Source organism: Pseudomonas sp. LBUM1655, from assembly GCF_059716085.1.
In genome coordinates this window covers 2,008,644-2,033,132 of record NZ_CP166801.1, presented here as the reverse complement: position 1 = coordinate 2,033,132, position 24,489 = coordinate 2,008,644, and the positions used below count along the sequence as shown (strand labels likewise).

Genomic DNA, 24,489 nt, shown 5'->3' with positions numbered 1-24,489 from the left:
CGCGACGCTCTGCGTCGCATCCTGAAAAGCGGACGCGGAGCGTTCAGAGATGCATTCCCACGCAGAGCGTGGGAATGATCTTGGGAGGTGAATATGTACAACTGGATCGACGCCCTCGCCGACCTGCAGAACCAGGGCGAACCCTGTGTTCTGGTGACGATCATCGAAGAACTCGGCTCGACGCCACGCAACGCTGGCTCGAAAATGGTCGTCAGTGCCAGACAGATCTTCGACACCATCGGTGGCGGGCATCTGGAATACAAAGCCATGCAGATCGCCCGCGACATGCTCGCCAGCGGCAAGCAAGACACCCATCTGGAGCGCTTCAGCCTCGGCGCCAGCCTTGGCCAATGCTGTGGCGGCGCCACCGTGTTGCTGTTCGAACCGATGGGCCAGGTGCAGGCGCAGATTGCCGTGTTCGGCGCCGGCCACGTCGGTCGCGCGCTGGTGCCGCTGCTCGCCAGCCTGCCCTGCCGCGTGCGCTGGATCGATTCGCGGGAGGAGGAATTCCCCGAACAGATTCCCAAAGGCGTGCGTAAAATCGTCGCCGAAGAGCCTGTGGATGAAATCGATGACCTGCCCGCCGGCAGCTACTGCATCGTCATGACCCACAACCATCAGCTCGATCTGGAGCTGACCGCCGCGATCCTCAAGCGCAACGACTTCACCTGGTTCGGCCTGATCGGTTCGAAGACCAAACGCGCCAAGTTCGAACACCGTCTGCGTGACCGTGGTTTCGACGCCAGCGTCGTGCAACGCATGCGCTGCCCGATGGGCATCAGCGAAGTCAAAGGCAAACTGCCTGTGGAAATCGCCATCTCCATCGCCGGCGAAATCATCGCCACCTATAACGCCAATTTCGGCCAGCACACCGCCAGCGCCGAACCGATTGCCAAACTGCTGCCTGTTTCGCGCCGCAGTGAAGCCACCAAACTCAAAGCCTCAAATTGATTAGAGAACCCTCATGCCTCTGACTCGCAAAGCCTACCGCGCCGCCATCCTGCACAGCATCGCCGATCCCGCCGAAGTCGGGATCGAAGCCTCCTACGAGTATTTCGAGGACGGCCTGCTGGTGGTCGATGACGGCAAGATCAGCGCCCTCGGCCACGCCAGCGAACTGCTGCCGACGCTGCCGGCGGACATCGAGATCAACCACTATCAAGATGCTCTGATCACCCCGGGCTTCATCGACACCCACATCCACCTGCCGCAAACCGGCATGGTCGGCGCGTATGGCGAGCAACTGCTCGATTGGCTGAACACCTACACCTTCCCGTGCGAAAGCCAGTTCGGCGACAAGGCGCATGCTGACGATGTCGCCGATATTTTCATCAAGGAACTGCTGCGCAACGGCACCACCACGGCGCTGGTGTTCGGCAGCGTGCACCCGCAGTCGGTGAACTCGTTCTTCGAGGCGGCCGAAAAACTTGACCTGCGGATGATCGCCGGCAAGGTCATGATGGATCGCAACGCCCCGGACTACCTGACCGACACCGCCGAATCCAGCTACGTCGAGAGCAAGGCGCTGATCGAGCGCTGGCACGGCAAGGGCCGCCTGCACTATGCGGTGACCCCGCGTTTCGCCCCGACCAGTACCCCGGAACAATTGACCCTCGCCGGGCAATTGCTGACCGAATACCCGGATCTGTACATGCAGACCCACATCAGCGAGAACCTCAAGGAAATCGAGTGGGTCAAGGAACTGTTCCCGGAGCGCAAGGGTTACCTCGACGTTTACGATCACTACAAACTGCTCGGCGAGCGCTCGGTGTTCGCCCATGGCGTGCACCTGTGCGACGACGAATGCGCGCGTCTGGCGGAAACGGGCTCGGCAATCTCGTTCTGCCCGACGTCGAACTTCTTCCTCGGCAGCGGCTTGTTCAACCTGCCGATGGCCGAGAAGCATAAATTGAACGTCGGCCTCGGCACTGACGTCGGCGGCGGCACCAGTTTCTCGCTGCTGCAAACCCTGAACGAAGCTTACAAAGTGATGCAGTTGCAAGGTGCGCGCTTGAGTCCGTTCAAGTCGTTGTACCTGGCGACGCTGGGTGGAGCGCGGGCGCTGCGTCTGGAAGACAAGATCGGCAACCTGCAACCGGGTTCCGACGCTGACTTCCTGGTGCTGGATTACAACGCCACCCCGCTGCTCAGTTATCGCTTGAAGCAAGCCAATAACATAGCCGAGACGTTGTTTGTGTTGATGACGCTGGGGGATGACCGCACGGTGCAGCAGACTTATGCAGCGGGTGCGCTGGTGCATCAGCGCTGAGTTTTCCCGAGACATAAAAAATCCCCCAGCGCTTTACAGCCTGGGGGATTTTTATTGCCTGTCAGATTGCTATCGCTGGCAAGCCAGCGATTGGGCCAACTCGGTCTGACTTAGAGCTTCGCAGCAGGCCGCCCCGGCTTCTTGGTCTGCAACAAATGCGAGAACACCGCATGCAGATCATCCGAAGCGCTTTCCTCGTCGAGGTTGAGCTTGCTGTCGATGTGATCCATGTGATGCATCATCAGGTCCACCGCCAGCTCACCGTTGCGCGCTTCGATCGCGTCGATCAACTGGGTGTGTTCGTCGTAGGAGCAATGCGAACGGTTGCCGCTTTCATACTGGGCGATGATCAGCGACGTCTGCGAGACCAGGCTGCGCTGGAAGCTGATCAGCGGGGCGTTCTTCGCCGCTTCGGCGAGTTTCAGGTGGAACTCACCCGACAAACGAATACCGGCACCACGATCACCGCGCGAGAAGCTGTCGCGCTCGTCGTTGACCATCTGGCGCAGTTCGGCGATCTGTTCGGCGGTGGCATGTTGCACAGCCAGTTCGGTGATCGCACGCTCGACCAGACGACGGGCCATGAACACCTGACGCGCTTCTTCAACGCTCGGGCTGGCAACCACAGCGCCACGGTTCGGCCGCAACAACACGACGCCTTCATGGGCCAGACGCGACAGCGCGCGGCGAATGATGGTGCGGCTGACCCCGAAGATTTCCCCCAACGCTTCTTCGCTCAACTTGGTGCCGGGCGCCAGACGCTGTTCGAGGATGGCCTCGAAAATATGCGCGTAGACAATATCGTCCTGGGTTCCGCTGCGGCCGGCTTTGCCTGCTCGCGGTTGTTTCTTGAGGGGTTGCAACTGTTCGTTCATGGGCACTCGAGTCGGGAGAACTGCGGCGAATAGACCGTGACTGTAATACGGCACAGTAGGTCGCTGGCAAGTATCGCGTAAAAAACAGCGCGATTGTACACAATGGATGGTGGCAACACGACTGTATGGCTGTTTGTGACCACGGCTGTATTGCAACGATCCGTTACGATTGAGTTTAGGCTTGATCGCAGAATCCGCCTTTTGAACACAACTGCTCTTATGTAGGAGCTGCCGAAGGCTGCGATCTTTTGACTTTGACTTTAGAAGCAAGATCAAGAGATCGCAGCCTTCGGCAGCTCCTACAGGGTTTATGTTGTGGCAGACGTCTTTATCAGAACAAGGAACACCGCCGTCATGAACGACGCCACGCATACCCAACTGCGTCCCTTTTCCGACACCTCGCCCTCGGCCATCGTCGCCGGTTTTATTGCGATGATGACCGGCTACACCAGTTCGCTGGTGCTGATGTTTCAGGCCGGGCAAGCGGCGGGTCTGACCAGCGGGCAGATTTCCTCGTGGATCTGGGCGATCTCGATTGGCATGGCGGTGTGCTCGATCGGCCTGTCGCTGCGTTATCGCACGCCAATCACCATCGCTTGGTCCACCCCCGGCGCGGCGTTGTTGATCACCAGTCTGGGCGGCGTCAGTTACGGCGAGGCCATCGGCGCCTACATCACCTGCGCGGTGTTGGTGACGATTTGCGGGCTGACCGGCAGTTTCGAACGTCTGGTGAAAAAGATTCCGGCCTCACTGGCGGCCGCGCTGCTGGCGGGGATACTGTTCAAGATCGGCAGCGAAATCTTCGTCGCCGCGCAACACCGCACCGGCCTGGTGCTGGGGATGTTCTTCACGTATCTGCTGATCAAGCGTCTGTCGCCGCGCTATGCCGTGCTCGCCGCCCTGCTGATCGGCACCGCGCTGTCGGGCTTCATGGGCCTGCTGGATTTCAGCGGTTTTCATCTGGAAGTGGCGACACCGGTATGGACCACGCCGCACTTCTCGCTGGCGGCGACCATCAGCATCGGCATCCCGCTATTCGTGGTGGCGATGACTTCGCAGAACATGCCCGGCATCGCCGTCTTGCGCGCAGACGGCTATAACGTCCCGGCCTCGCCGCTGATCACCACCACAGGCATCGCCTCGTTGTTGCTGGCGCCGTTCGGCTCCCACGGCATCAACCTCGCCGCCATCAGCGCGGCGATCTGCACCGGCCCGCACGCCCATGAAGATCGCAACAAACGCTACACCGCAGCGGTGTGGTGCGGGATTTTCTACGGGATTGCCGGGGTGTTCGGCGCCACATTGGCGGCGCTGTTTGCCGCGCTGCCGAAAGAACTGGTGCTGTCGATTGCTGCACTGGCGCTGTTCGGTTCGATCATCAACGGATTGAGCATTGCCATGACTGAGGTGAAGGAGCGTGAAGCGGCGCTGATTACCTTCATGGTCACGGCGTCGGGGCTGACGCTGTTTTCCATCGGTTCGGCGTTTTGGGGGATTGTTGCGGGGGTTTTGACGCTGGTGATTCTGAACTGGCGTAAAGCATAAAACGCCAGGCATAAAAAAACGGCGACCCTTAGGTCGCCGTTTTTTTCAGTATCACTTAGCCGCGTTGATCGGCTTTTCCGGATACCAAACGTCCAGCAGTGGGCTGACGGTCATACCGGTCAGCTCAGTGCGGTTTTTCAGCCAGGCTTCAACAGCAGCGCGCTGCTCTTCGTTGACCGAGCCACGCTTCTGCAGGCAAACCAGACCGAAGTCATCGCCGCCAACATAACCCAGACCGTTGGCTTCCATGGCTTCTTTGATGAATGCTTCGAGGAAAGCGTCAATGGCTTCTTCGGACAAGTCTTCTTTGAAGTCCAGGTTCAGTTCGAAACCCAGCTCTTGAAATTCATCAACGCACAGTTTTTTGCGCAGACGCTGGGAACGGTTAGTCGCCATTGGAACAATCCTCTTAAGTAATAACGGCCGGCACTTTACCAGTTTAAGACGTCAATTGCCCGCCTCTGTGGACGCTGAGGCCGACCGCCTGTAAAAAAATCACCGATTAGCCCACCCGCCGACGGCACAAGTGGTTACACCTTGGGGCATAATGCCGACACTTTCATGACCACTGAGGGCTTTTTCATCCATGTCCTCGTCTTTTTTCCCCTCTTCTGCAGGGTTTTATTTCATATGATCAAATCGTTGCGTCCTCTGTTGCTGGCCGGCCTTCTTCTTTCTTTGGCCCTGCCTGTTTCTGCTGCCACCCTCAACACCGCCCTCACCCCCAACGTCGAAAAAGCCCTCAAGGCCAGCAAGCTCCAGCCTTCTGCGCTGTCGCTGGTGATGGTACCGCTCGACGGCCCGGGCACGGCGACCGTGTACAACGCTGATGTATCGGTCAACCCGGCCTCGACCATGAAACTGGTCACGACTTACGCGGCGCTGGAAATGCTTGGTCCCAACCATCAGTGGAAAACCGAGTTCTACACCGACGGCGACCTGAACGGCGGCATCCTCAACGGCAACCTCTACCTCAAGGGTGGCGGCGATCCGAAACTGAACATGGAAAAACTCTGGCTGCTGATGCGTGACTTGCGCGCCAACGGCGTGACCCAGATCACCGGTGATCTGGTACTGGATCGCAACTTCTTCGTGCAGCCGCAGTTGCCGGAGTTCAACGATGACGGCAATGACGAGAACAAGCCGTTCCTGGTCAAACCGGATTCGCTGCTGGTCAACCTCAAGGCCCTGCGCTTTGTGGCGCGCAATGACGGTGGCCGCGTGCTGATTTCAGTGGAGCCGCCGATCGCCAGTATCCGCATCGAAAACACCGTCAAGGCCCTCAATTCCAAGCAATGCACCGGCGGCGTGCGCTACAACCCGGTGCCACAGGCTGATGGCAGCGTGACCGTGACCGTCGCCGGCCAGTTGGGCGAAGGTTGCAGCTCGCAGACTTATCTGTCGCTGCTTGACCACGCGACCTACACCGCTGGCGCCGTTCGCGCGATCTGGAAAGAACTGGGTGGCAGCATTCAGGGCAAGGATCGTCTGGCGTCGACCCCGAGCAACGCCAAACTGCTGGCCCGCGCCTACTCGCCGGATCTGGCGGAAATCATCCGCGACATCAACAAATACAGTAACAACACCATGGCCCAGCAGCTGTTCCTGAGCCTGGGACAGAAATTTCGCAACGACGCCGACGGTGACGACGCCAAAGCAGCGCAACGCGTAGTGCGTCAGTGGCTGGCGAAGAAAGGCATTACCGCGCCGCACCTGGTGATGGAGAACGGCTCCGGCCTGTCCCGCGCTGAACGCGTCAGCGCCCGCGAAATGGCCGGCATGTTGCAAGCCGCTTGGCACAGCCCGTACTCCGCCGAATTTATCAGCTCGCTGCCGATTGCCGGCACCGACGGCACCATGCGCAAACGCCTGAAGACCACCGCGATGCGCGGTGAAGCTCACGTCAAGACCGGCACCCTGAACACCGTGCGAGCGATTGCCGGTTTCAGCCGTGACGTCAATGGCAATACCTGGGCGGTGGTGGCTATCCTCAACGACAAAGCACCGTTTGGTGCATCGTCGGTGCTGGATCAGGTGCTGCTGGATCTGTATCGCCAGCCGAAGACGGCGCAGACGGCTTCGGTCCTGTAATCCAAGTTCAAGCAACACCACAAAAACCTGTGGGAGCGAGCCTGCTCGCGAAGGCGTCAGGTCAGTCAATAAATGTGCTGACTGATACACCGCCTTCGCGAGCAGGCTCGCTCCCACATTGGTTTGGTGGCAGGGCTTAACCCATCTGCTCAACCCGATCCCGCCCGCCCTGCTTCGCCGCGTACACGCCCGAATCCGCCCGCAACAGCAGTGAATCCGCGCCTTCCCCCGGTCGCCAACTGGCGATGCCAAAACTCGCGGTGACCACGCCGACCACATCCACCGGCGCACTGCGTAGCCCTTGCCACAATTCCTGCGCCAGCATGTGCGCATGTTCGCCGTCGATGTCCGGGCACAACACCATGAACTCTTCGCCACCCAATCGGCAGAACACATCGGTGCGCCGCAGCCGATGGCCAATACGCTCGCACACCGCCTGCAACACCCGGTCGCCGACGGCATGGCCGTAATGATCGTTGATCCTTTTGAAATGATCGATGTCGAGCATGATCACCGACAGTTCGCCACCGCCGCGCTCGACCCGGGCCATTTCGGTGGTCAAGCGCTCCTGGAAATAGCGACGGTTATGAATGCCGGTCAGCGAGTCGGTTATCGACAATGCGCGAAGCTCTTCCTCGACCCGCTTCAAGTCGGAAATGTCCGAGATGTAGCCGTGCCACAGCACACCGCCACCGGGCAGCTCTTCCGGCGTCGCCTCGCCGCGCACCCAGCGCAGACCGCGCTCGGGCAACTGCACGCGATATTCCTCGCGCCACGGGCTGAGGTTATCGGCCGATTCACGGATCGAAGTACGCACGCGGGTAATGTCCTGCGGGTGGATGCGAGAAAAGATCGCCTCGGCGTCGAGCAACAGTACGTCCGGTGCCAACTCGTAAATGTCGCGAATACCATCGCTGGCGTAAATCACGCTGAAACGCCCGCCGAACTCCATTTTGCATTGATAGATGCCGCCCGGAACGTGGGCGCTGAGCTTCTTTAGCAACAAGTCCCGCGCTGCCAGCGCCTCGTGCACACGCTTGCGTTCGGTGATGTCGATACAGATTGCCAGATGCCCGACCCACAGCCCCTGCTCGTCAATGACCGGGGTGGCGAGCATGTTCACCGGCAGATGACTGCCATCGCTGCGCACCAGCGTCCATTCGCGTGCCTCATGACCGCCGACTTCACCGCCCTCGACCAGCATCGCCTGGCAGGTCGGAATGCTCTTGCCGTAACGCGCGCTCAACTCCGCAGAACGCGCCGTCAGCTCGCGTGGCAAGTGCAGGTTTTCCAGGGTCATATGACCAACAACATCGACGCTTCTGTATCCGAGCAACTGTTCCGCGCCGGGATTGAAGGTGTTGATTACGCCGCGCAAATCGGTAGCAATGATTGCGACTTGCGTGGCGGCATTCAGCACCCCGCGTAATTGACCGTGAGTGCCGCGCAGTTCCTGTTCGCGCTCGTGCAGCTCCTGTGTGCGTAGCTCGACCAGACGCAAGGCACGTTGGCGCTGGCTGACCAGGACATAGAGCAGCGCGCTGAGCAGCAAACTGAGCAAACCACCCAGAATGACGACGCTGCTGACTGACGAGTGGTTAGCCTGCATAAAGGCAACGCTCGGCAGGATATCGACCTGATAGTCGTGATCGGCCATGCGCACCAGTCGCGTCGCCGACAAATCACTGGGGGCCGGCTCATTGATCGACTCGAACAGCACTTCATGTTGGTCATTAGTCGACAAGTCGAGGATGCGCACCGAAAGGTAGTCATGAAACGCTTCCGGTAAACCATCCGCCAGCAACTGGCGCATGCTGATCACCGCCATCACGTAACCGAACGGCTTTTTTTCGCCAGCGCGCGTCACCGGCGCGACCAGAAGCACACCACGCGCGTAAGACGCTTCGATACTGACGAGATGCATGGGTTGCGACACCGCCAGACTGCCCAGCTTGTCTGCGCGTTGCAGAGTGTCGCGGCGTAGCGGTTGCGCCAGCAAGTCATAACCCAGCGGCGAGCCCAGACGACTTTGCGTCTGGCTGTACAGCACCGACACGTATTCATCACGGTCGGCGGCCAGTTGCAGTTCGCCCTGCGCATTGAGTTCACGAATGGTGAAGTTGCTCAGCCCTTCCTCACGCACTCGCTGCTCGAACGCCGCGCGTTCGGCAGCGCTGACCCTGAGTGCGAACGAATAGGCCTGGGTGCGCAGCAATAGAGGTTGGGTGTAGCCGTCGAATTCGGCGCGAGACACCGATTCAGAGTTGGCGAAGAAGCGGCGCAAGCCGTCCAGACGCTGTTCCTGGTCCTGAAAGCGCTCTTCGATGCGGCTGTAGCGTTCGTTGGCCAGCAATTGAAAGCGCTGACGCAATTGTTGCTGAAACTGATTGAGGGTGCCCCAGGCGAGCAGCCCCGTGAGAATCCCGCCGACGAGCAATACCAGCATCGCGACCAGCCAGGCCGAAACTTCTTCGCTGATAAAACCCAGTATCTTCGGGCGCACGGGGTGCAACGACATAAGGGCAACTCACTACGCCAGTATTCCGGGAAAACCCCTTTGGCCGTGAGTTGAGTTATAGCTATTAGCCACTAATTTGGCTAGCTCGGAAAGAGTCCAAGAGCCTTTAAAAATCAAGGCTCTGTGGATCCAATATTTCCGAGTGTCAACGAGCCGTGATTTTCCAGGCGCGGTGGATCTTGGTATTACGGGCAAAATCCGGATCAATGGTCTGCGCGCTGATTTCCTCGACCGCATAACGCTCGGCGAGGTTTTCTTCCAACTGGAACTTGCGGAAGTTGTTGGAGAAGTACAACACGCCACCTGGCGCCAGACGGGCCATGGCCAGGTCGATCAGTTGAACCTGGTCACGCTGCACGTCGAAGATGCCTTCCATGCGCTTGGAGTTGGAGAAGGTCGGCGGATCGATAAAGATCAGGTCGTACTCTTCACGGCAGCTTTCCAGCCACGCCATCACGTCGCCCTGCTCCAGACGGTTCTTGTCCGAATAGCCGTTCAGCGACAAGTTGCGGCGCGCCCAGTCGAGGTAGGTTTTCGACAGGTCGACGCTGGTGGTGCTGCGCGCGCCGCCCTTGGCCGCGTGCACACTGGCGGTCGCGGTGTAGCAATACAGATTGAGGAAGCGCTTGCCGGCCGCCTCTTTCTGAATGCGCAGGCGCATCGGCCGGTGATCGAGGAACAGGCCCGTGTCGAGATAGTCGGTGAGGTTGACCAACAGCTTCACGCCGCCCTCGCTGACTTCATTGAACTTGCCCTGCGCAGCCTGACGCTCGTACTGCTTGGTGCCACTCTGGCGCTCACGGCGTTTGACCACTACGCGGCTCTTGTCGACGTTCAGCGCCTGTGGAATGGCTGCTAGTGCGTCGAACATGCGTGCCGAGGCTTTTTCCGGGTCAATCGACTTCGGCGCGGCGTATTCCTGGACGTGCACCCAATCGTGGTACAGGTCGATGGCCATCGCGTATTCCGGCATGTCGGCATCGTAGACGCGGTAGCAATCGATGCCTTCGCGCTTGACCCACTTGCCCATCGCCTTGAGATTCTTCTGCAAACGGTTGGCAAACATCTGCCCGCCTTCGCTCAAGCGCGGCTGCTCGATCACCGGAGCCGGGGCTGGCGTCGGTTTGATCGGGTTGCCGTTCTTGTTGAACTTGCGCTCTTGTGGCTCGTCCGGAGTTTGATCGTAAGCTGCTTGCTCACGCTCGGCCTGACGCTGCTCCGGAGTACGACGCTCGCCCGTGACGAACTGATCCGGCAGCACTTTGATCAACAACAGCTTGCACGGCAGCGCGCCGTTCCAGAACGAATACTGTTTGTGGCTGCGGATGCCCATGCGCTTGCCAAGATCCGGGGCACCGGTGAACACCGCCGCTTCCCAGTTCAGGCAGGCCTGACGCAGACGTTCGCCGAGGTTCTGGTAGAGATAAAGCAGGCTGGCTTCGTCACCCAGACGCTCACCGTACGGCGGGTTGCAGATGACCAGACCTTTCTGGTTCTGGTCCGGACGCGGCTCAAAGGTCGCGACCTCACCTTGATAGATCTTGATCCACTCGCTCAGGCCGGCGCGCTCAACGTTGTTGCGGCCCGGTTGAATCAGTCGTGGGTCAGCTTCGTAACCGCGAATCCACAGCGGTGGCTTGGCCAAACCGGCAGCGGCGCGCTGGGCGGCTTCTTCATGAAGTTTTTTCCACAGCGCCGGCACGTGACCGAGCCACGCGGTAAAGCCCCACTGTTCGCGACGCAAGTTCGGCGCCATATCGGCGGCGATCATCCCGGCTTCGACGAGGAACGTACCGACACCGCACATCGGGTCAGCGAGCGCACCGCCTTCGGCCGCAATACGCGGCCAGCCGGAACGGATCAGGATGGCGGCCGCGAGGTTTTCCTTCAGCGGCGCCGCCCCCTGCTGCAAGCGATAGCCGCGCTGGTGCAGGCTGTGGCCAGAGAGGTCGAGGGAAAGAATGGCTTCGCCACGATCCAGACGCAGGTGAATGCGCAGATCCGGGTTGAGCTTGTCGATCGACGGACGGTCGCCTTGCGGGGTACGCAGTTTGTCGACGATGGCGTCTTTGACTTTCAGCGCGCCGAAGTGAGTGTTGTCGATGCCCGAGCCGTGGCCGCTGAATTCGACGGCCAGGGTGCCATCGCTGAGCATGTGATCCTGCCACTCGACATCGAGCACGCCGTGGTACAGGTCTTCGGCGTCCTTCATCGGAAAGCGCTTGAGCACCAGCAGCACACGGTTGGCCAGACGCGACCAAAGGCACAGGCGATAGGCGGTTTCCATGGTCGCCATGCCACGCACCGCGGAGGTGTGCTCGCGGGCTTCTTCAAGGCCAAGCCCGACGGCTTCCTCGATAAGCAGGCCTTCAAGGCCTTTGGGGCAAGTGAGGAAGAGTTCAAAACTGTCGGACATGGTATTTCCAGAGCCTTTGGCTAGTGGATCGGCAACGCATTGCCGACCCGGTTTTCAATCAGGCGCTTTTCTAAAAGAACGCCCGCGTGGCACGAAGGTGTGCCGTTCCATCCCCGCTGCTCGGGTTAACAGAGCTTAGATGCAAGGACAGATAAAAAAGTTGGTGTAACAAATTGCCTGAAATCGACCCTTCGTCGAATAGTACCTGACGCTAAACGTAGGTCATTCTCACTAAAGAATTAACCCCATCATCCAGCGCGGGGCCGATCATACCGGGGTTTGCTGAAAAAACGTGCATGAAACCCAAAGTTACTTATGGCCTAAGCACTAATTTCGTTACGTCCTTATGACAAAACGGTCATTCCATCGCTGTGACTCATTGGTTAGAACTGACAACAGGTTGACGTCGCAACGGCGTCAACACCTTGGCTCGCCACGCCGGCAGCGAGCCGCCCCCCGGCAGAGTTTTTCTGCCAGACCTCGGTTGAGGTCAACGCGACACAAACAGTCAACAAGTGAGGGAAACACCCTATGAGAAGACTTAAGCGTGATCCGTTGGAAAGAGCATTTTTGCGCGGATATCAATATGGCGTTGGTGGCAAATCCCGTGAGCTTTGCCCATTTACTCTACCGTCGGTACGTCAAGCCTGGATTAACGGCTGGCGAGAAGGACGCGGCGACAACTGGGACGGTATGACCGGCACTGCGGGAATCCACAGACTCAACGAACTTCACGCCGTCGGCTGACACAGGGCATTAATTCCGACACGACAATCTGAATTTGTAACGCACTAACCACGCACGTCCTTCCCGGACGGCGGGCTTCGGCCCAGGGGCTCCTTCGAGGAGCCCTTTTTATTGCCTTGGTATTTTGATGCCCTGTAGGAGGATGATCAGCGCAGGGCTGCGATGGCGTCTACCGACTCACGAATCAGCGCCGGGCCCTTATAGATGAAGCCCGAATAAATCTGCACCAGGCTCGCACCCGCGGTGATCTTCTGCGCCGCATGCTTGCCTTCAGTAATCCCGCCCGCCGCAATAATCGGCAGACGACCACCCAACTCAGCCGCCAGCACCTTCACGGTGTGGGTGCTCTTGTCACGCACCGGCGCGCCAGACAGACCGCCCGCCTCGTCGCCATGCTCCATGCCTTCAACCCCAACACGGCTCAGGGTGGTGTTGGTCGCGATCACCGCGTCCATCCCGGTTTCGATCAGCGCTTGCGCCACCTGCGCGGTTTCTTCGTCGGTCATGTCCGGCGCGATCTTGATCGCCAGCGGCACGTGCTTGCCATGGCGCAGCGCCAGTTCGGCACGGCGCGTGGCCAGATCCGCGAGCAACTGCTTGAGCGAATCACCGAACTGCAGACTGCGTAAACCCGGGGTGTTCGGCGAACTGACGTTGACCGTGATGTAACTGGCGTGGGCGTAGACCTTATCCAGGCAGATCAGGTAGTCGTCCACCGCGCGCTCGACCGGCGTGTCGAAGTTCTTGCCGATGTTGATGCCCAGCACGCCCTTGTATTTCGCCGCTGCCACCCGCGCCAGCAGGTTATCGACACCGAGGTTGTTGAAACCCATGCGGTTGATGATCGCCTCGGCTTCCGGCAGACGGAAGATTCGTGGTTTCGGGTTGCCCGGCTGTGGACGCGGGGTCACGGTGCCGATTTCGACAAAACCGAAACCCAATTGCGCGAAGCCGTCGATGGCCGCGCCGTTCTTGTCCAGACCGGCCGCCAGACCCACCGGGTTCGGGAATTCCAGGCCCATGACTGTCACCGGCATCTTCGCCGGCGCCTTGCACAGCAAGCCGTTGAGGCCCAAACGCCCACCCGCGCCGATCAGATCCAGCGACAGATCGTGGGAGGTTTCCGGGGAAAGTTTGAACAACAGCTGACGGGCCAGGGAATACATGGGCGGCGATGACTCGGACGGCGAAAAGAGGCGGCGATTATAGCCGGGCATCGACCTGCCGTGCGAGGCGCGAATACCGACATTATTCAAATCGCAGACAAAGAAAAGCCCGGCCTAAGCCGGGCTTTTCTCAGAGCGGCAGCTAATTACTTAGCTTGAGCTTCAACCTGCGCTTCTACGCGACGGTTAACAGCACGGCCAGCTTCAGTTTTGTTGTCAGCAACTGGGCGGGATTCGCCGTAGCCAACAGACTGAACGCGGGACGATTCAACACCGTACTGGTTGGTCAGAACTTGCTTAACGGCGTTTGCACGACGCTCGGACAGTTTCTGGTTGTAAGCGTCAGGACCGACGGAGTCAGTGTGACCTTCAACAGTAGTGGTGGTGGATGGGTACTGCTTCATGAAGTCAGCCAGGTTCTTGATGTCGCCGTAGCTGTTGGTCTTAACAACAGACTTGTCGAAGTCGAACTTGACGTCCAGCTCAACACGAACAACTTCAGCAACTGCAGGGCAGCCGTCAGCATCAACAGTTACGTTGGCTGGGGTGTCTGGGCACTTGTCAACGTTGTCGCAAACGCCGTCGTTGTCGCTGTCGGAGCAGACTTCAGCTGGTGCTGGAACTGGAGCAGCAGCAGGCTTGGAGCCGCCACCGAAGTTCACACCGATACCGACGCTAGGAGCCCACTCGGTGTCGCCCTGGTCGATGTTGTACTGAGCTTCAACGCCGGCACGGGCGTAGAAGTTCTCGGTGAAGTACAGCTTGGCACCGCCGCCAACGTTGGCGAAGGTGGAACGGTTACGACCGTTCGAACCGTTCTGGTCGATGCTCTGGTCAGAGAAACCGGCCGAAACGTACGGACGCAGCATGTCGCCCGGGTTGTTGAAGTGGTACAGAGCGTCCAGAGCGGTGTTAGCGCCTTTAACGTTCTTGCCATCATCGGCACGTACGTTGTGAACTTCGTCGTAGCCCAGACGCAGTTCAACGTCGTCGGTCAGGAAGTAACCGATCGAGCCGCCGAACAGGTTGCCGTTGTTCTTGAAGTTACGAGCGCTGTCGAATTGTTCTTTCTTAGCGAAGCCTTCGATTTCAACTGCGCCTTGGCCTTGTGCCAGAGCGCCGAACGAAGTGGCAGCGATAAGAGAACCAATGGCCAAGCCCAAGGTGTTTTTCAGTTTCATCCGTTAAATCCCCATCTGGTGATTGTGAAGCAGTCCCGCAAACCGGGGGACAACTCGGCGGCAAGTCTATCAGAACTTGCCTACACGTAAGAGATATTTGCGCTGAACTAAGTTTCAGCAATGCCTGCAAATTTCTCACGCAATTTATCTAGAGCACGTTTGTAACGCATTTTTGTCGCACTCAAACCCATGTGCATGATGTCTGCGATCTCCTGAAATTCAAGCTCTGCGACAAATCGCAGCACCAGAATTTCGCGGTCAATCGGGTTCACATACACCAGCCAGCGATCAAGCCCGCCCTTCTCCTCGGGTTTCGGCGCCTTTTCTTCGGACGCCTCTTCGAGGGGGTCAAGACTCAATGCGTCCATCAAGCGACGCTTTCGCCGTTCCTTTCGATACTGCGTAATACATTCGTTGTACGTGATGCTGTAGAGCCACGTTTTGAACTTCGATTTCCCCTCGAAGTTCTTCAGGCCGTACAGCACCTTTAACATGACTTCCTGACAGACATCGTCTGCATCGCGATCGTTCCCAAGATATCTCGCGCAGACGTTAAATAATGTTCGCTGGTAACGCCGCATCAGTTCTTCATAAGCGCGCGTTACGTGAAAAAGCTCGGTATGCGAGCGCGCGACCAACTCCTCATCAGAGAGCTCGCGGGGGTCGTAGCGCGTGGATAGCGTATGGGCTTTATTCAAAACAAGTCGTGCCGACAGTCAGGTCAATGTCCGCCGCAACCAGCATCAGCTGGCATTTTGCGGCGGCATACATTAGCAGGGTTTGCCGGGTTAGCGGCTACTCACATGCTGTTCCAGCAGGATCCGATTGGAAAGAGAGACTAGCTCACCCTCATCGGTCAGCAATGTGGTTTTAACCGTGCCGATCTCTTCGATCTGGCCTTCGACCTCGCCAACACGCACTTGTTGCCCAACCTGATACAACTCACGCACATAGATTCCCGCAAGAATCTGACCGGCAATTTCCCGGCTTCCCAGGCCCATGGCCAGCGCAACCGCCAGACCAACGGTAATCAAAACGATGACGATCACATGGTTCAGCAGGTCGGTCTTGACCTCAAGCTGACTGATCGCTACCGAGATGCTGATGATGATCACCAGCCCCTGAGCAATTCGCCCCAGCCCCGAAGCGTAGTCCAGGCCTACGCCCTCTGCCGCCCCGCGCACCAGTCCGTTCGCCAGTTGAGCAAGCAAAACCCCCACCAGCAAAACCAGCGCGGCGCCGAAAACCTTCGGCAAATACAGCGCCAACATATCCAGCGTAGCTGAAACTCGCTCAAGTCCAAGGGATTCTGCTGCAGAAACCAGGAATATCAGCAGAACGAACCAGTAAACAATCTTGCCAATCAGAGTCGAGATCGGTACTTGCAGCCCCGCCCGCGACATCAATTTCGTCAGCCCGGTGCCGCCCATCAGGCGATCAAGACCCAGTTTGGCGAGCAGTTTGGACAGCAAGGTATCGAGCAGCTTGGCCACGACGAAACCCAACAGCAGCACGACCAGTGCGCCGAACAGGTTCGGAATGAAGTTGGCGACTTTGGTCCACAACGCAGTCATTGCAGTGACGAGGCTCTGAGTCCAGAGATCAAGTTCCATATTCAATCAGCCTTATCAGCAGTGCGAGCGGTAGGTTTACGAAGACGGGAAACCGGCGACACGTGGGCCGATCCGTTATTCAGGGCGATCATCAGCGCGGGCAGCCAGCGGCCCAGCAGACTGAACAGATCACCGGCGCCGACCTGGCGGTTGGCGGTTTTGAGTACGCGGCCCAGGCATGCATCGTCGTCGCGGCTGGACGGCGAGGCGTTGAGCATGTCGCGCAAAGACTGTTCAAACGGATCGTGCATACGCACCTCTCGTGATGTCTGTGAAAGACGCGGGCAAATTTGGTCGGGTCACATGCGCCATTTTCAAACCCAGCGCAAACGGCGGAATAACCACCATTGTCCGAACGCCATGGCGAGCACCGTCAGACAGGCGATCAGGAAGCCATAAGGGCTGCTCGCGAAGGGAATTCCGCCAACGTTGATGCCCAATAGACCGGTGATAAAACTCATCGGCAAAAAGATGCAGGTGATGATCCCGAAGCGATACATCGTGCGATTCATGCGCAGGCTCAAACGCCGGTCTTCAGCCTCCAGGACAAGCCCCACGCGCTCTCGAGTCAATTCAAGCTCTTCCAGATAGCGGGTCAGACTGTTGTTCAACTCGTTCCAGTAATCGGCGTCGTCATCGACAAACCAAGGCAGTTTTATCCGCGTCAGCTGTCCGAAAATATCCCGCTGCGGCGCGAGAAAACGCTTCAGCCCGGCCGCTCTGCGACGGATGTGCAAAATGGCGCCATGCTCCGGGGTATACCGTTCGTCGGCATCCATCTTTTCTTCTTCCTCATCGGCGATTTCCGAGAGGCAAGTGACCAGATCCTGCACTTTATTAGTGAGCAACTGCGCCATATAAAGCATCAATTCAGAGGAGGTTTTCGGGCCCTTGCCCTCCTCCAGCATCGTCAGCAACTCATCGGTGGCCCGCAGCGGGCGCAAACGCAGAGAAATCACGCGTTGAGCGGAGGCGAAAATCCGCACCGAGACCATGTCTTCCGGCTCGGCGCCCGGATTGAGGTTGACCCCGCGCAAGAACAGCAGCAGCTCGGAGTCGGGCAACGGCAACAGGCGCGGCCGGGTGTTCTCTTCCAGCAGCAGGTCACAGGTAAACTCATTGAGACCGCTGGATTTGCGTAGCCAGGTCTGGGTTTGCGGATGACTACGATCCCAATGCAGCCACAGGCTTTCATGGGCCAACAGCTGCAGATCGTCGAGCTCAGTTCGGGCTATCGAACGCGCACCGCCATTACCATCCAGCACCAGGGCATGCACCAGCCCCCATTGCGCGTTTTCTTCCTCGAACATCCTCATCCCTATGTCGAAAGCTTATTCAGGCATCTTCAGCGGGCTCGGCGAAACGATCACGCCGTTGTTGTCCGCATAGATGTAGTGGCCTGGGTGAAATGTCACGCCGGCAAACGTGACTGCAACGTTGAGATCGCCAATGCCGCGCTTGTCGGTTTTCATCGGGTGGCTGGCCAGCGCCTGAACGCCAAGATCAGTCTGGGCAATGACGTCGACGTCACGGATGCAGCCGTAGATCACCAGCCCTTCCCAACCATTTTTCGCGGCTTTCTCGGCGATCATGTCGCCCAGCAGTGCGCGGCGCAGAGAACCACCACCATCGACCACCAGCACCTTGCCGTTACCCTTGAGCTCGGCTTGTTCCTTGACCAGCGAGTTGTCTTCGAAGCATTTGATGGTCACGATTTCGCCGCCGAACGAATCACGGCCGCCGAAATTGCTGAACATCGGTTCCAGCACCTGCACCAGCTCCGGATAGGCGTCGCACAGGTCAGGCGTGAGGTAATGGTTCATCGAAAAACTCCTGTAAAAAGGAAGACGATCAAGGATGACGCACTCTTTTGAGACGAGTCCCGGCGGTCGCTGTTTACCTTAGTTCATCCCATGGTTGCTGAACGAACCTGAACAAACGCTGAAACGTAATAGCGAAACAGCCACCAAATATGACCAGAACCGCACAATGCGTCATATCTTAGCCGCAAGCTGATCCGAGCGAAATGCCCTTTTCAGAGCCCTCGCCTCAGACCGCAGCAGCCAGATCCGGCTTATCGCCCAGCAACGGTGTGTGCTGATCCTGAAGCCAACGCGCCACCAGTGGCCATACTTCGACTTGTGCAGCCTTGCTCACCAGCATCTCGACGTGACCGAAATTATCCTTGAAGCCCTGCTCACGCCCAAGATTGATGAATTGCTTGTGCTCGGAACCGATCTGCTCGAACAGTTTGCGACAAGCCCAGGCAGGATCCTGATGATCCCCTGTCGCACTGACCGCCAGCACCGGCACCTGAACATCGGCAAGACCGGCCCACCAATCCTTGTCCTTGTCGCCAAAGCGGCCGAACAGGCCGTACCAACGCATGCTTTCCAGTGCCAGCCCGATCGGCTCGTCTTCCGGGCCGCGCTTGAGGCGTGAACCAGACAGCTGCGCAAAGCGCTTGAGAATGAAGCGACCGCTCCATTCCACTGGCGGAATTTTCAACGGCCAATAGGTGCGGCTCACCTGCGTTCCAAAAAACGCCGCCGAAGCCACCGCCGGCTGGCCCAGGTATTCGCCGCCGAGCGCGGCAGCCAACGTGATGCCGCCCAGCGAATGGCCGATCCAATGCGGCACCTGCCCGCTCTGCTCACGCACGAATGCGGCAATCGCCGGCAGATCGTAACGGGCGTAGTCGGCAACGCGATTGCGCCGGTACTCCTCGTTGCGCTGCGACAGGCCGTGGCCGCGCATCTCCGGAATCCACACATCAAAACCCAGACGCGCCAGATACGCCCCCAGCCCCAGGCCTTTGGGTGAAAACCAGAAGCGCCGATTGGAAAAACTGCCGTGCAGCAGAATGACCGGCACCCCGCGCACCGCAGGTTCATCGGCCATGCCCAGACGGGTGACGGCGATTTCCACGGACCAGTCCGGGCTGTTGCCGGGCTTCAATCGATAAACGTCTTCGCTCAGATCACCGCGCCGCTCGGCGCTGATCAGGGCGACAGGAAATAGGTTGCTGCTGCTTTGCATAATGCTCTTGCAAAAAAAAGGGCGGCATCCGAAGGCGCTCGCCCTGTTTGAAACACTAAAAGAGCCGCTCCGTATGGGAGCGGCCCGTTCACATACTTATCAAGCCTGCGGCTGGCCTTCGGCGAGGAAGAACCAGGTTTCCAGCACGGTGTCCGGGTTCAGCGACACGCTTTCGATGCCCTGTTCCATCAGCCACTTGGCCAGATCAGGGTGATCGGACGGGCCTTGACCGCAGATGCCGATGTACTTGCCAGCCTTGTTGCACGCGGCAATCGCGTTGGCCAACAGCTTCTTGACCGCCGGATTACGCTCGTCGAACAGGTGCGCGATGATCCCGGAGTCACGATCCAGACCCAGCGTCAGTTGAGTGAGGTCGTTGGAACCGATCGAGAAACCGTCGAAGAATTCGAGGAATTCTTCAGCGAGAATCGCGTTCGATGGCAGTTCGCACATCATGATCACGCGCAACCCGTTCTCGCCGCGCTTCAATCCGTTCTCTGCCAGCAGATCCACAACCTGGCTGGCTTCGCCGAGGGTACGCACGAACGGCACCATGATTTCGACGTTGGTCAGGCCCATCTCGTTGCGCACACGTTTCAGCGCGCGGCATTCGAGTTCGAAGCAGTCACGGAACGATTCGCTGATGTAACGCGAAGCGCCACGGAAGCCCAGCATCGGGTTTTCTTCTTCCGGCTCGTACAGTTTGCCGCCGATGAGGTTGGCGTATTCGTTGGACTTGAAGTCCGACAAACGCACGATGACCTTCTTCGGAGCGAACGCGGCAGCGAGGGTACTGATGCCTTCAACCAGTTTTTCGACGTAGAAACCGACCGGATCGTCGTAACCGGCGATGCGCTTGTCGACGCTTTCCTTGATTTCCGGCGGCAGGCCGTCGTAGTTCAACAGCGCTTTGGGGTGGACGCCGATCATGCGGTTGATGATGAATTCCAGACGGGCCAGGCCCACACCGGCGTTCGGCAGTTGCGCGAAGTCGAAAGCGCGATCCGGGTTGCCGACGTTCATCATGATCTTGAACGGCAGATCCGGCATGGCATCCACGGAGTTCTTCTTGATGTCGAAGCCCAGTTCGCCTTCGAAGATGTAACCGGTGTCGCCTTCGGCGCACGAAACGGTCACACCCTGGCCATCTTTCAGCAATTGGGTGGCGTTACCGCAACCTACAACCGCCGGAATACCCAGTTCACGAGCGATGATCGCCGCGTGGCAGGTACGGCCGCCACGGTTGGTGACGATGGCGCTGGCGCGTTTCATGACCGGTTCCCAGTCCGGGTCGGTCATGTCGGAGACCAGCACGTCGCCCGGCTGGACTTTGTCCATCTCGGACACGTCCTTGATGATACGAACCTTGCCGGCGCCGATGCGCTGGCCGATGGCGCGACCTTCAACCAGCACGGTGCCGGTTTCTTTCAACAGGTAACGTTCCATGACGTTGGCCTGGGTGCGGCTTTTCACGGTTTCCGGACGGGCCTGCACGATGTACAGCTTGCCGTCGTCACCGTCCTTGGCCCACTCGATGTCCATCGGGCACTGGTAGTGCTTTTCGATGATCATCGCTTGTTTGGCCAATTCGCTGACTTCAGCGTCGCTCAGGCAGAAACGTGCGCGGTCAGCCTTGTCGACATCGACGGTCTTGACCGAACGACCGGCCTTGGCCTCGTCGCCGTAGATCATCTTGATGGCTTTACTGCCAAGGTTGCGACGCAGGATCGCCGGACGACCGGCCTCCAGCGTGCCCTTGTGCACGTAGAACTCATCCGGGTTCACCGCGCCTTGTACGACGGTTTCACCCAGGCCGTAGGCGCCGGTGATGAACACCACGTCACGGAAACCGGATTCGGTATCGAGGGTGAACATCACGCCGGCGGTGCCGGTTTCCGAACGCACCATGCGCTGCACGCCAGCCGACAGGGCGACCAGTTTGTGGTCGAAGCCCTGGTGCACGCGGTAGGAAATCGCACGGTCGTTAAACAGCGAGGCGAATACCTCTTTGGCGGCGCGGATAACGTTTTCCACGCCACGGATATTCAGAAAGGTTTCCTGCTGGCCGGCGAAAGAAGCATCCGGCAAGTCTTCGGCAGTAGCGGAAGAACGCACGGCTACGGCCACGTCAGGGTTGCCGGCCGACAGCGCGGCGAACGCGGTGCGGATTTCGGCATTCAGTTTTTCGGGGAATTCGGCGTCCATGATCCATTGGCGGATCTGGGCGCCGGTCTTGGCCAGGGCATTGACGTCGTCGACGTCGAGAGCGTCGAGGGCCTGGTGGATCTGGTCGTTGAGGCCGCTCAGTTCGAGGAAGTCGCGATAGGCCTGCGCGGTGGTGGCAAAGCCGCCAGGGACCGACACACCGGCACCTGCCAGGTTGCTGATCATCTCGCCCAGGGATGCGTTCTTGCCCCCCACATGCTCAACATCGTGTTTGCCGAGCTTATCGAGGGAAACTACGTACTCTACCAAGGTGATCTCTCCACTAACTGTGTTGGAAAAGCTCAGAAACCGGCAGCTCGGGGGAGCATTGGCCGGTTGTATGGCCTGGACCTGGAAAATAAGTGAGAATGCGGGCCATTGGCGGCCGGCAAATCGCGCCTATCATATCCAAGATTGATGACTAGCTTAAGGCCCAAGGTGCAAATGAAACGATCTGCTTTCTTTATCTCCGATGGCACCGGCATTACCGCCGAAACCCTGGGTCAAAGCCTCTTGGCGCAGTTCGAAAACATTACCTTCAGCAAATTCACGCGCCCGTACATCGACAGCGTGGAAAAAGCCCGGGCCATGGTACAACAAATCAACAAAGCCGCCGAAACCGACGGCTTTCGCCCGATCATCTTCGACACCATCGTCAATCAGGACATTCGTGAGATTCTCGCAACGTCCAATGGTTTCATGATCGACATTTTCTCGACCTTCCTCGCGCCTCTCGAACAGGAACTGACCGAGCATTCTTCCTACACCGTCGGCAAGTCCCATTCGATCGGCCATAACTCCAATTACATGGAGCGTATCGAGGCGGTGAACTTCGCCCTCGACAACGACGACGGCGCCCGCACCCACTATTACGACAAGGCCGATCTGATACTAGTGGGCGTGTCGCGATGTGGTAAGACGCCGACGTGCCTGTACATGGCCATGCAATTCGGCATCCGCGCGGCCAACTACCCGCTGACCGAAGACGACATGGAGCGCCTGACCCTGCCGGCGGCCCTGCGCGCGCACCAGCACAAGCTGTTCGGCCTGACCATCGACCCGGACCGCCTCACCGCTATCCGCAACGAGCGCAAGCCCAACAGCCGCTACTCGAGCTACGCCCAGTGCGAATTCGAAGTGCGCGAAGTGGAAAACCTGTTCCGCCGCGAGAACATCCCGAACATCAACTCCACGCATTTTTCGGTGGAAGAGATCTCGGCGAAGATTCTGGTGGAGAAAGGCGTGGAGCGGCGGTTCAAGTAGTTTTGCGGTGTCTGCGACACCGCCATCGCGAGCAGGCTCACTCCTACAATCTGAAATGCATTCCCTTGTAGGAGTGAGCTTGCTCGCGATCAACGATTACGCGGTCTCTGTTAATGCCCTGGCCAAAGCTTCAAACCCGCCGAGCAACAACCCGTCATCCCCCACCGAATTACACACACTCACCCGAATGAACTGCGGCACCGCCGCATGCCCGACCGCGAACGCCTCGGCAGTCGCCACCAGATAGTTGTTCTCCTTCAGCTCCGCGGCAATCTGCGAGGCGCGCCACAGCTCAGGCACTTGCAGCCAGAAATGCGGACTGTGGATATGTGTCTTGTAGCTCAGCCCCTCCAGCGCCCCCGCCACCCATGCCTTGCGCCGACCAATCTCACTGATCTGCTCATCCAGCAAACGCTGGGCCATGCCGTTTTCGATCCACAGGCTCGCCACTTCCATCGCCAGTGGATTGGCCATCCAGCAGGTGCCGCGAATGGCTGAACTGATACGCCCGAGCAACGCTTGCGGCGCATGTAGATAGCCGACCCGCAACCCCGCCGAGACAGCCTTGCTCAGACTGCCGATCAACACAGAGCGCTCGGGGGCGAAATAACTCAGTGGCAACGGCCGCTGGCGATCCAGTACTGCGTGGGCTTCGTCTTCGAGGATCAGCAGATTGTGCCGGCGACACACCTCTGCAATCGCCTGGCGTCGTGAGACAGACATGACCGCAGCCGTAGGATTCTGGATCGTCGGCGTGCAATACAGCGCGGATACCCGGTGCTGACGACAAATATCCTCCAGCGCCGAAGGCAACAGTCCTTCGTCATCCAACGCGGCACCCACCAGTTTTATCCCGAGCTGGCGTGCGACGCTGATCAATCCGGGGTAGGACAAATGCTCGGTGACCACCGTATCACCCGCCTTGAGCAACCCCATCAACGCGCACAACAGACCATGCTGGCCACCGTTGACGCACAGCACCTGATCGGCGTGCGGGACAAAGTCCCCGTGACGCAGCCACTCGGCACCTGCCGCCCGATGCCGTGGCAGGCCACCTTCGGCGGTGTACCCCGTCAACCGCTGCAAGCGGTGCGAATCAACGGCCAGAGTCTGTAGGGTCTGGCTCATGAACGCCGCTTCCTGCCCGGGAATCGGCTGATTCCTACTCATGTCGAAGCAGGCTGGCGGCTCATCGCTGACATTGCGAAAGCCCTTGTCTTGCGGCCGCTCCATCCCGCGCTGACGCACGTAAGTGCCGTCTCCTACACGCGCCACGACCAATCCCACACGCTCCAGTTCGCCATAAGCACGGCTGATGGTGCCGATGGTGACGCCCAGGCTGTCAGCCAATAGCCGGTGGGGCGGCAACTTGCAACCCGCCTTAATCACGCCTGCACTAATGGCCTTCTCGACCGCATCCGCGAGGCGCTTGTACTTCACGCCGACGCCATGGGCGAGGCCATCACGGAGGATTGACACCATGGCAATACTTACTTTGACAGTCATTCTTGCCCCGAATAGCGTACTTAAAACAGGTTCAATCAGGGATAGACCTTTTCAG

Annotated in this window: 20 protein-coding genes; 6 read left to right on the top strand and 14 right to left on the bottom strand. The window is 58.8% G+C overall.

The features are described 5' to 3' along the window. Nucleotides 1-93: 93 nt before the first annotated feature. Entirely contained in the window at nucleotides 94-951 is an 858-nt protein-coding gene (xdhC, locus tag ACA074_RS09150; protein WP_497678817.1) for a xanthine dehydrogenase accessory protein XdhC, read from the top strand. A 13-nt stretch (nucleotides 952-964) separates the two neighbouring features. Then, nucleotides 965-2,269, top strand: a complete 1,305-nt coding sequence (gene guaD, locus ACA074_RS09145) for a guanine deaminase (protein ID WP_497678816.1) — start codon at nucleotides 965-967, stop codon at nucleotides 2,267-2,269. Between the two features lie 110 nt (nucleotides 2,270-2,379). Here guaD and ACA074_RS09140 read toward each other — a convergent pair whose 3' ends face one another. Continuing rightward, nucleotides 2,380-3,144 (bottom strand): GntR family transcriptional regulator, encoded by a 765-nt coding sequence (locus ACA074_RS09140; protein ID WP_007961054.1) that lies wholly within the window; start codon nucleotides 3,142-3,144, stop codon nucleotides 2,380-2,382. A 354-nt stretch (nucleotides 3,145-3,498) separates the two neighbouring features. Between ACA074_RS09140 and ACA074_RS09135 the strand changes: the two genes are divergently transcribed. Continuing rightward, a complete protein-coding gene (locus ACA074_RS09135) occupies nucleotides 3,499-4,689 on the top strand; it encodes a benzoate/H(+) symporter BenE family transporter (RefSeq protein ID WP_401269678.1) in 1,191 nt (396 codons plus the stop codon). Between the two features lie 51 nt (nucleotides 4,690-4,740). Here the strand turns inward: ACA074_RS09135 and ACA074_RS09130 are convergent, their stop codons facing one another. Then, complete coding sequence (locus tag ACA074_RS09130; protein ID WP_187680660.1) at nucleotides 4,741-5,085, bottom strand: YggL family protein; 345 nt, start codon at nucleotides 5,083-5,085, stop codon at nucleotides 4,741-4,743. Nucleotides 5,086-5,319: 234 nt separating this feature from the next. On the opposite strand from ACA074_RS09130, the gene dacB reads away from it, so the two are divergent. Beyond that, a complete protein-coding gene (gene dacB / locus ACA074_RS09125) occupies nucleotides 5,320-6,780 on the top strand; it encodes a D-alanyl-D-alanine carboxypeptidase/D-alanyl-D-alanine endopeptidase (RefSeq protein ID WP_497678815.1) in 1,461 nt (486 codons plus the stop codon). A 136-nt stretch (nucleotides 6,781-6,916) separates the two neighbouring features. On the opposite strand, the gene ACA074_RS09120 is transcribed toward dacB, so the two are convergent. Both ACA074_RS09120 and rlmKL read right to left on the bottom strand, forming a co-directional pair. Next, on the bottom strand, nucleotides 6,917-9,298 hold the full coding sequence (locus ACA074_RS09120) for a sensor domain-containing diguanylate cyclase (RefSeq protein WP_497678814.1): 2,382 nt from the start codon (nucleotides 9,296-9,298) through the stop codon (nucleotides 6,917-6,919). A gap of 145 nt (nucleotides 9,299-9,443) precedes the next feature. Then, complete coding sequence (gene rlmKL, locus ACA074_RS09115; RefSeq protein WP_187680657.1) at nucleotides 9,444-11,714, bottom strand: bifunctional 23S rRNA (guanine(2069)-N(7))-methyltransferase RlmK/23S rRNA (guanine(2445)-N(2))-methyltransferase RlmL; 2,271 nt, start codon at nucleotides 11,712-11,714, stop codon at nucleotides 9,444-9,446. A 531-nt stretch (nucleotides 11,715-12,245) separates the two neighbouring features. Between rlmKL and rmf the strand changes: the two genes are divergently transcribed. After that, nucleotides 12,246-12,461 (top strand): ribosome modulation factor, encoded by a 216-nt coding sequence (gene rmf / locus ACA074_RS09110; RefSeq protein WP_003223300.1) that lies wholly within the window; start codon nucleotides 12,246-12,248, stop codon nucleotides 12,459-12,461. A 146-nt stretch (nucleotides 12,462-12,607) separates the two neighbouring features. On the opposite strand, the gene ACA074_RS09105 is transcribed toward rmf, so the two are convergent. The 9 genes from ACA074_RS09105 to ppsA form a co-directional block, all read right to left on the bottom strand. Continuing rightward, nucleotides 12,608-13,627: a quinone-dependent dihydroorotate dehydrogenase gene (locus ACA074_RS09105; protein ID WP_401269685.1), complete on the bottom strand. Its 1,020-nt coding sequence runs from the start codon at nucleotides 13,625-13,627 to the stop codon at nucleotides 12,608-12,610. 146 nt (nucleotides 13,628-13,773) lie between these two features. After that, nucleotides 13,774-14,808, bottom strand: coding sequence for an OmpA family protein (locus ACA074_RS09100; RefSeq protein ID WP_095120047.1), 1,035 nt, complete (start codon nucleotides 14,806-14,808; stop codon nucleotides 13,774-13,776). A gap of 107 nt (nucleotides 14,809-14,915) precedes the next feature. Then, entirely contained in the window at nucleotides 14,916-15,506 is a 591-nt protein-coding gene (gene sigX, locus ACA074_RS09095; RefSeq protein WP_166222309.1) for an RNA polymerase sigma factor SigX, read from the bottom strand. A 90-nt stretch (nucleotides 15,507-15,596) separates the two neighbouring features. After that, on the bottom strand, nucleotides 15,597-16,421 hold the full coding sequence (locus ACA074_RS09090) for a mechanosensitive ion channel family protein (RefSeq protein ID WP_007916401.1): 825 nt from the start codon (nucleotides 16,419-16,421) through the stop codon (nucleotides 15,597-15,599). Nucleotides 16,422-16,423: 2 nt separating this feature from the next. Next, the gene (locus ACA074_RS09085) at nucleotides 16,424-16,672 is read right to left on the bottom strand and encodes a hypothetical protein (protein WP_008076827.1); all 249 of its coding nucleotides are present in this window, start codon (nucleotides 16,670-16,672) and stop codon (nucleotides 16,424-16,426) included. Nucleotides 16,673-16,735: 63 nt separating this feature from the next. Beyond that, nucleotides 16,736-17,731, bottom strand: coding sequence for a divalent cation transporter CmaX (cmaX, locus tag ACA074_RS09080; RefSeq protein WP_497617227.1), 996 nt, complete (start codon nucleotides 17,729-17,731; stop codon nucleotides 16,736-16,738). Nucleotides 17,732-17,752: 21 nt separating this feature from the next. Next, on the bottom strand, nucleotides 17,753-18,244 hold the full coding sequence (gene rraA / locus ACA074_RS09075; protein WP_008061717.1) for a ribonuclease E activity regulator RraA: 492 nt from the start codon (nucleotides 18,242-18,244) through the stop codon (nucleotides 17,753-17,755). A gap of 226 nt (nucleotides 18,245-18,470) precedes the next feature. After that, nucleotides 18,471-19,460 carry an alpha/beta fold hydrolase gene (locus tag ACA074_RS09070; protein WP_497678813.1) on the bottom strand — a complete coding sequence of 330 codons (990 nt, stop codon included), beginning with the start codon at nucleotides 19,458-19,460 and terminating at the stop codon, nucleotides 18,471-18,473. Between the two features lie 99 nt (nucleotides 19,461-19,559). Then, entirely contained in the window at nucleotides 19,560-21,935 is a 2,376-nt protein-coding gene (gene ppsA / locus ACA074_RS09065; RefSeq protein WP_489878658.1) for a phosphoenolpyruvate synthase, read from the bottom strand. A gap of 174 nt (nucleotides 21,936-22,109) precedes the next feature. Between ppsA and ppsR the strand changes: the two genes are divergently transcribed. Then, nucleotides 22,110-22,928: a posphoenolpyruvate synthetase regulatory kinase/phosphorylase PpsR gene (gene ppsR, locus ACA074_RS09060; RefSeq protein WP_008076822.1), complete on the top strand. Its 819-nt coding sequence runs from the start codon at nucleotides 22,110-22,112 to the stop codon at nucleotides 22,926-22,928. Between the two features lie 96 nt (nucleotides 22,929-23,024). On the opposite strand, the gene ACA074_RS09055 is transcribed toward ppsR, so the two are convergent. Next, a complete protein-coding gene (locus ACA074_RS09055; protein ID WP_497678812.1) occupies nucleotides 23,025-24,434 on the bottom strand; it encodes an aminotransferase-like domain-containing protein in 1,410 nt (469 codons plus the stop codon). Nucleotides 24,435-24,489: the final 55 nt, after the last annotated feature.

What these genes read in the sequence shown, in the direction of transcription:
- xdhC (WP_497678817.1), top strand. Translation starts at nt 94, where the DNA reads ATGTACAACTGGATCGACGCCCTCGCCGACCTGCAGAACCAGGGCGAA.
- guaD (WP_497678816.1), top strand. Translation starts at nt 965, where the DNA reads ATGCCTCTGACTCGCAAAGCCTACCGCGCCGCCATCCTGCACAGCATC.
- ACA074_RS09140 (WP_007961054.1), bottom strand. Translation starts at nt 3,144, where the DNA reads ATGAACGAACAGTTGCAACCCCTCAAGAAACAACCGCGAGCAGGCAAA.
- ACA074_RS09135 (WP_401269678.1), top strand. Translation starts at nt 3,499, where the DNA reads ATGAACGACGCCACGCATACCCAACTGCGTCCCTTTTCCGACACCTCG.
- ACA074_RS09130 (WP_187680660.1), bottom strand. Translation starts at nt 5,085, where the DNA reads ATGGCGACTAACCGTTCCCAGCGTCTGCGCAAAAAACTGTGCGTTGAT.
- dacB (WP_497678815.1), top strand. Translation starts at nt 5,320, where the DNA reads ATGATCAAATCGTTGCGTCCTCTGTTGCTGGCCGGCCTTCTTCTTTCT.
- ACA074_RS09120 (WP_497678814.1), bottom strand. Translation starts at nt 9,298, where the DNA reads ATGTCGTTGCACCCCGTGCGCCCGAAGATACTGGGTTTTATCAGCGAA.
- rlmKL (WP_187680657.1), bottom strand. Translation starts at nt 11,714, where the DNA reads ATGTCCGACAGTTTTGAACTCTTCCTCACTTGCCCCAAAGGCCTTGAA.
- rmf (WP_003223300.1), top strand. Translation starts at nt 12,246, where the DNA reads ATGAGAAGACTTAAGCGTGATCCGTTGGAAAGAGCATTTTTGCGCGGA.
- ACA074_RS09105 (WP_401269685.1), bottom strand. Translation starts at nt 13,627, where the DNA reads ATGTATTCCCTGGCCCGTCAGCTGTTGTTCAAACTTTCCCCGGAAACC.
- ACA074_RS09100 (WP_095120047.1), bottom strand. Translation starts at nt 14,808, where the DNA reads ATGAAACTGAAAAACACCTTGGGCTTGGCCATTGGTTCTCTTATCGCT.
- ACA074_RS09090 (WP_007916401.1), bottom strand. Translation starts at nt 16,421, where the DNA reads ATGGAACTTGATCTCTGGACTCAGAGCCTCGTCACTGCAATGACTGCG.
- ACA074_RS09085 (WP_008076827.1), bottom strand. Translation starts at nt 16,672, where the DNA reads ATGCACGATCCGTTTGAACAGTCTTTGCGCGACATGCTCAACGCCTCG.
- cmaX (WP_497617227.1), bottom strand. Translation starts at nt 17,731, where the DNA reads ATGTTCGAGGAAGAAAACGCGCAATGGGGGCTGGTGCATGCCCTGGTG.
- rraA (WP_008061717.1), bottom strand. Translation starts at nt 18,244, where the DNA reads ATGAACCATTACCTCACGCCTGACCTGTGCGACGCCTATCCGGAGCTG.
- ACA074_RS09070 (WP_497678813.1), bottom strand. Translation starts at nt 19,460, where the DNA reads ATGCAAAGCAGCAGCAACCTATTTCCTGTCGCCCTGATCAGCGCCGAG.
- ppsR (WP_008076822.1), top strand. Translation starts at nt 22,110, where the DNA reads ATGAAACGATCTGCTTTCTTTATCTCCGATGGCACCGGCATTACCGCC.
- ACA074_RS09055 (WP_497678812.1), bottom strand. Translation starts at nt 24,434, where the DNA reads ATGACTGTCAAAGTAAGTATTGCCATGGTGTCAATCCTCCGTGATGGC.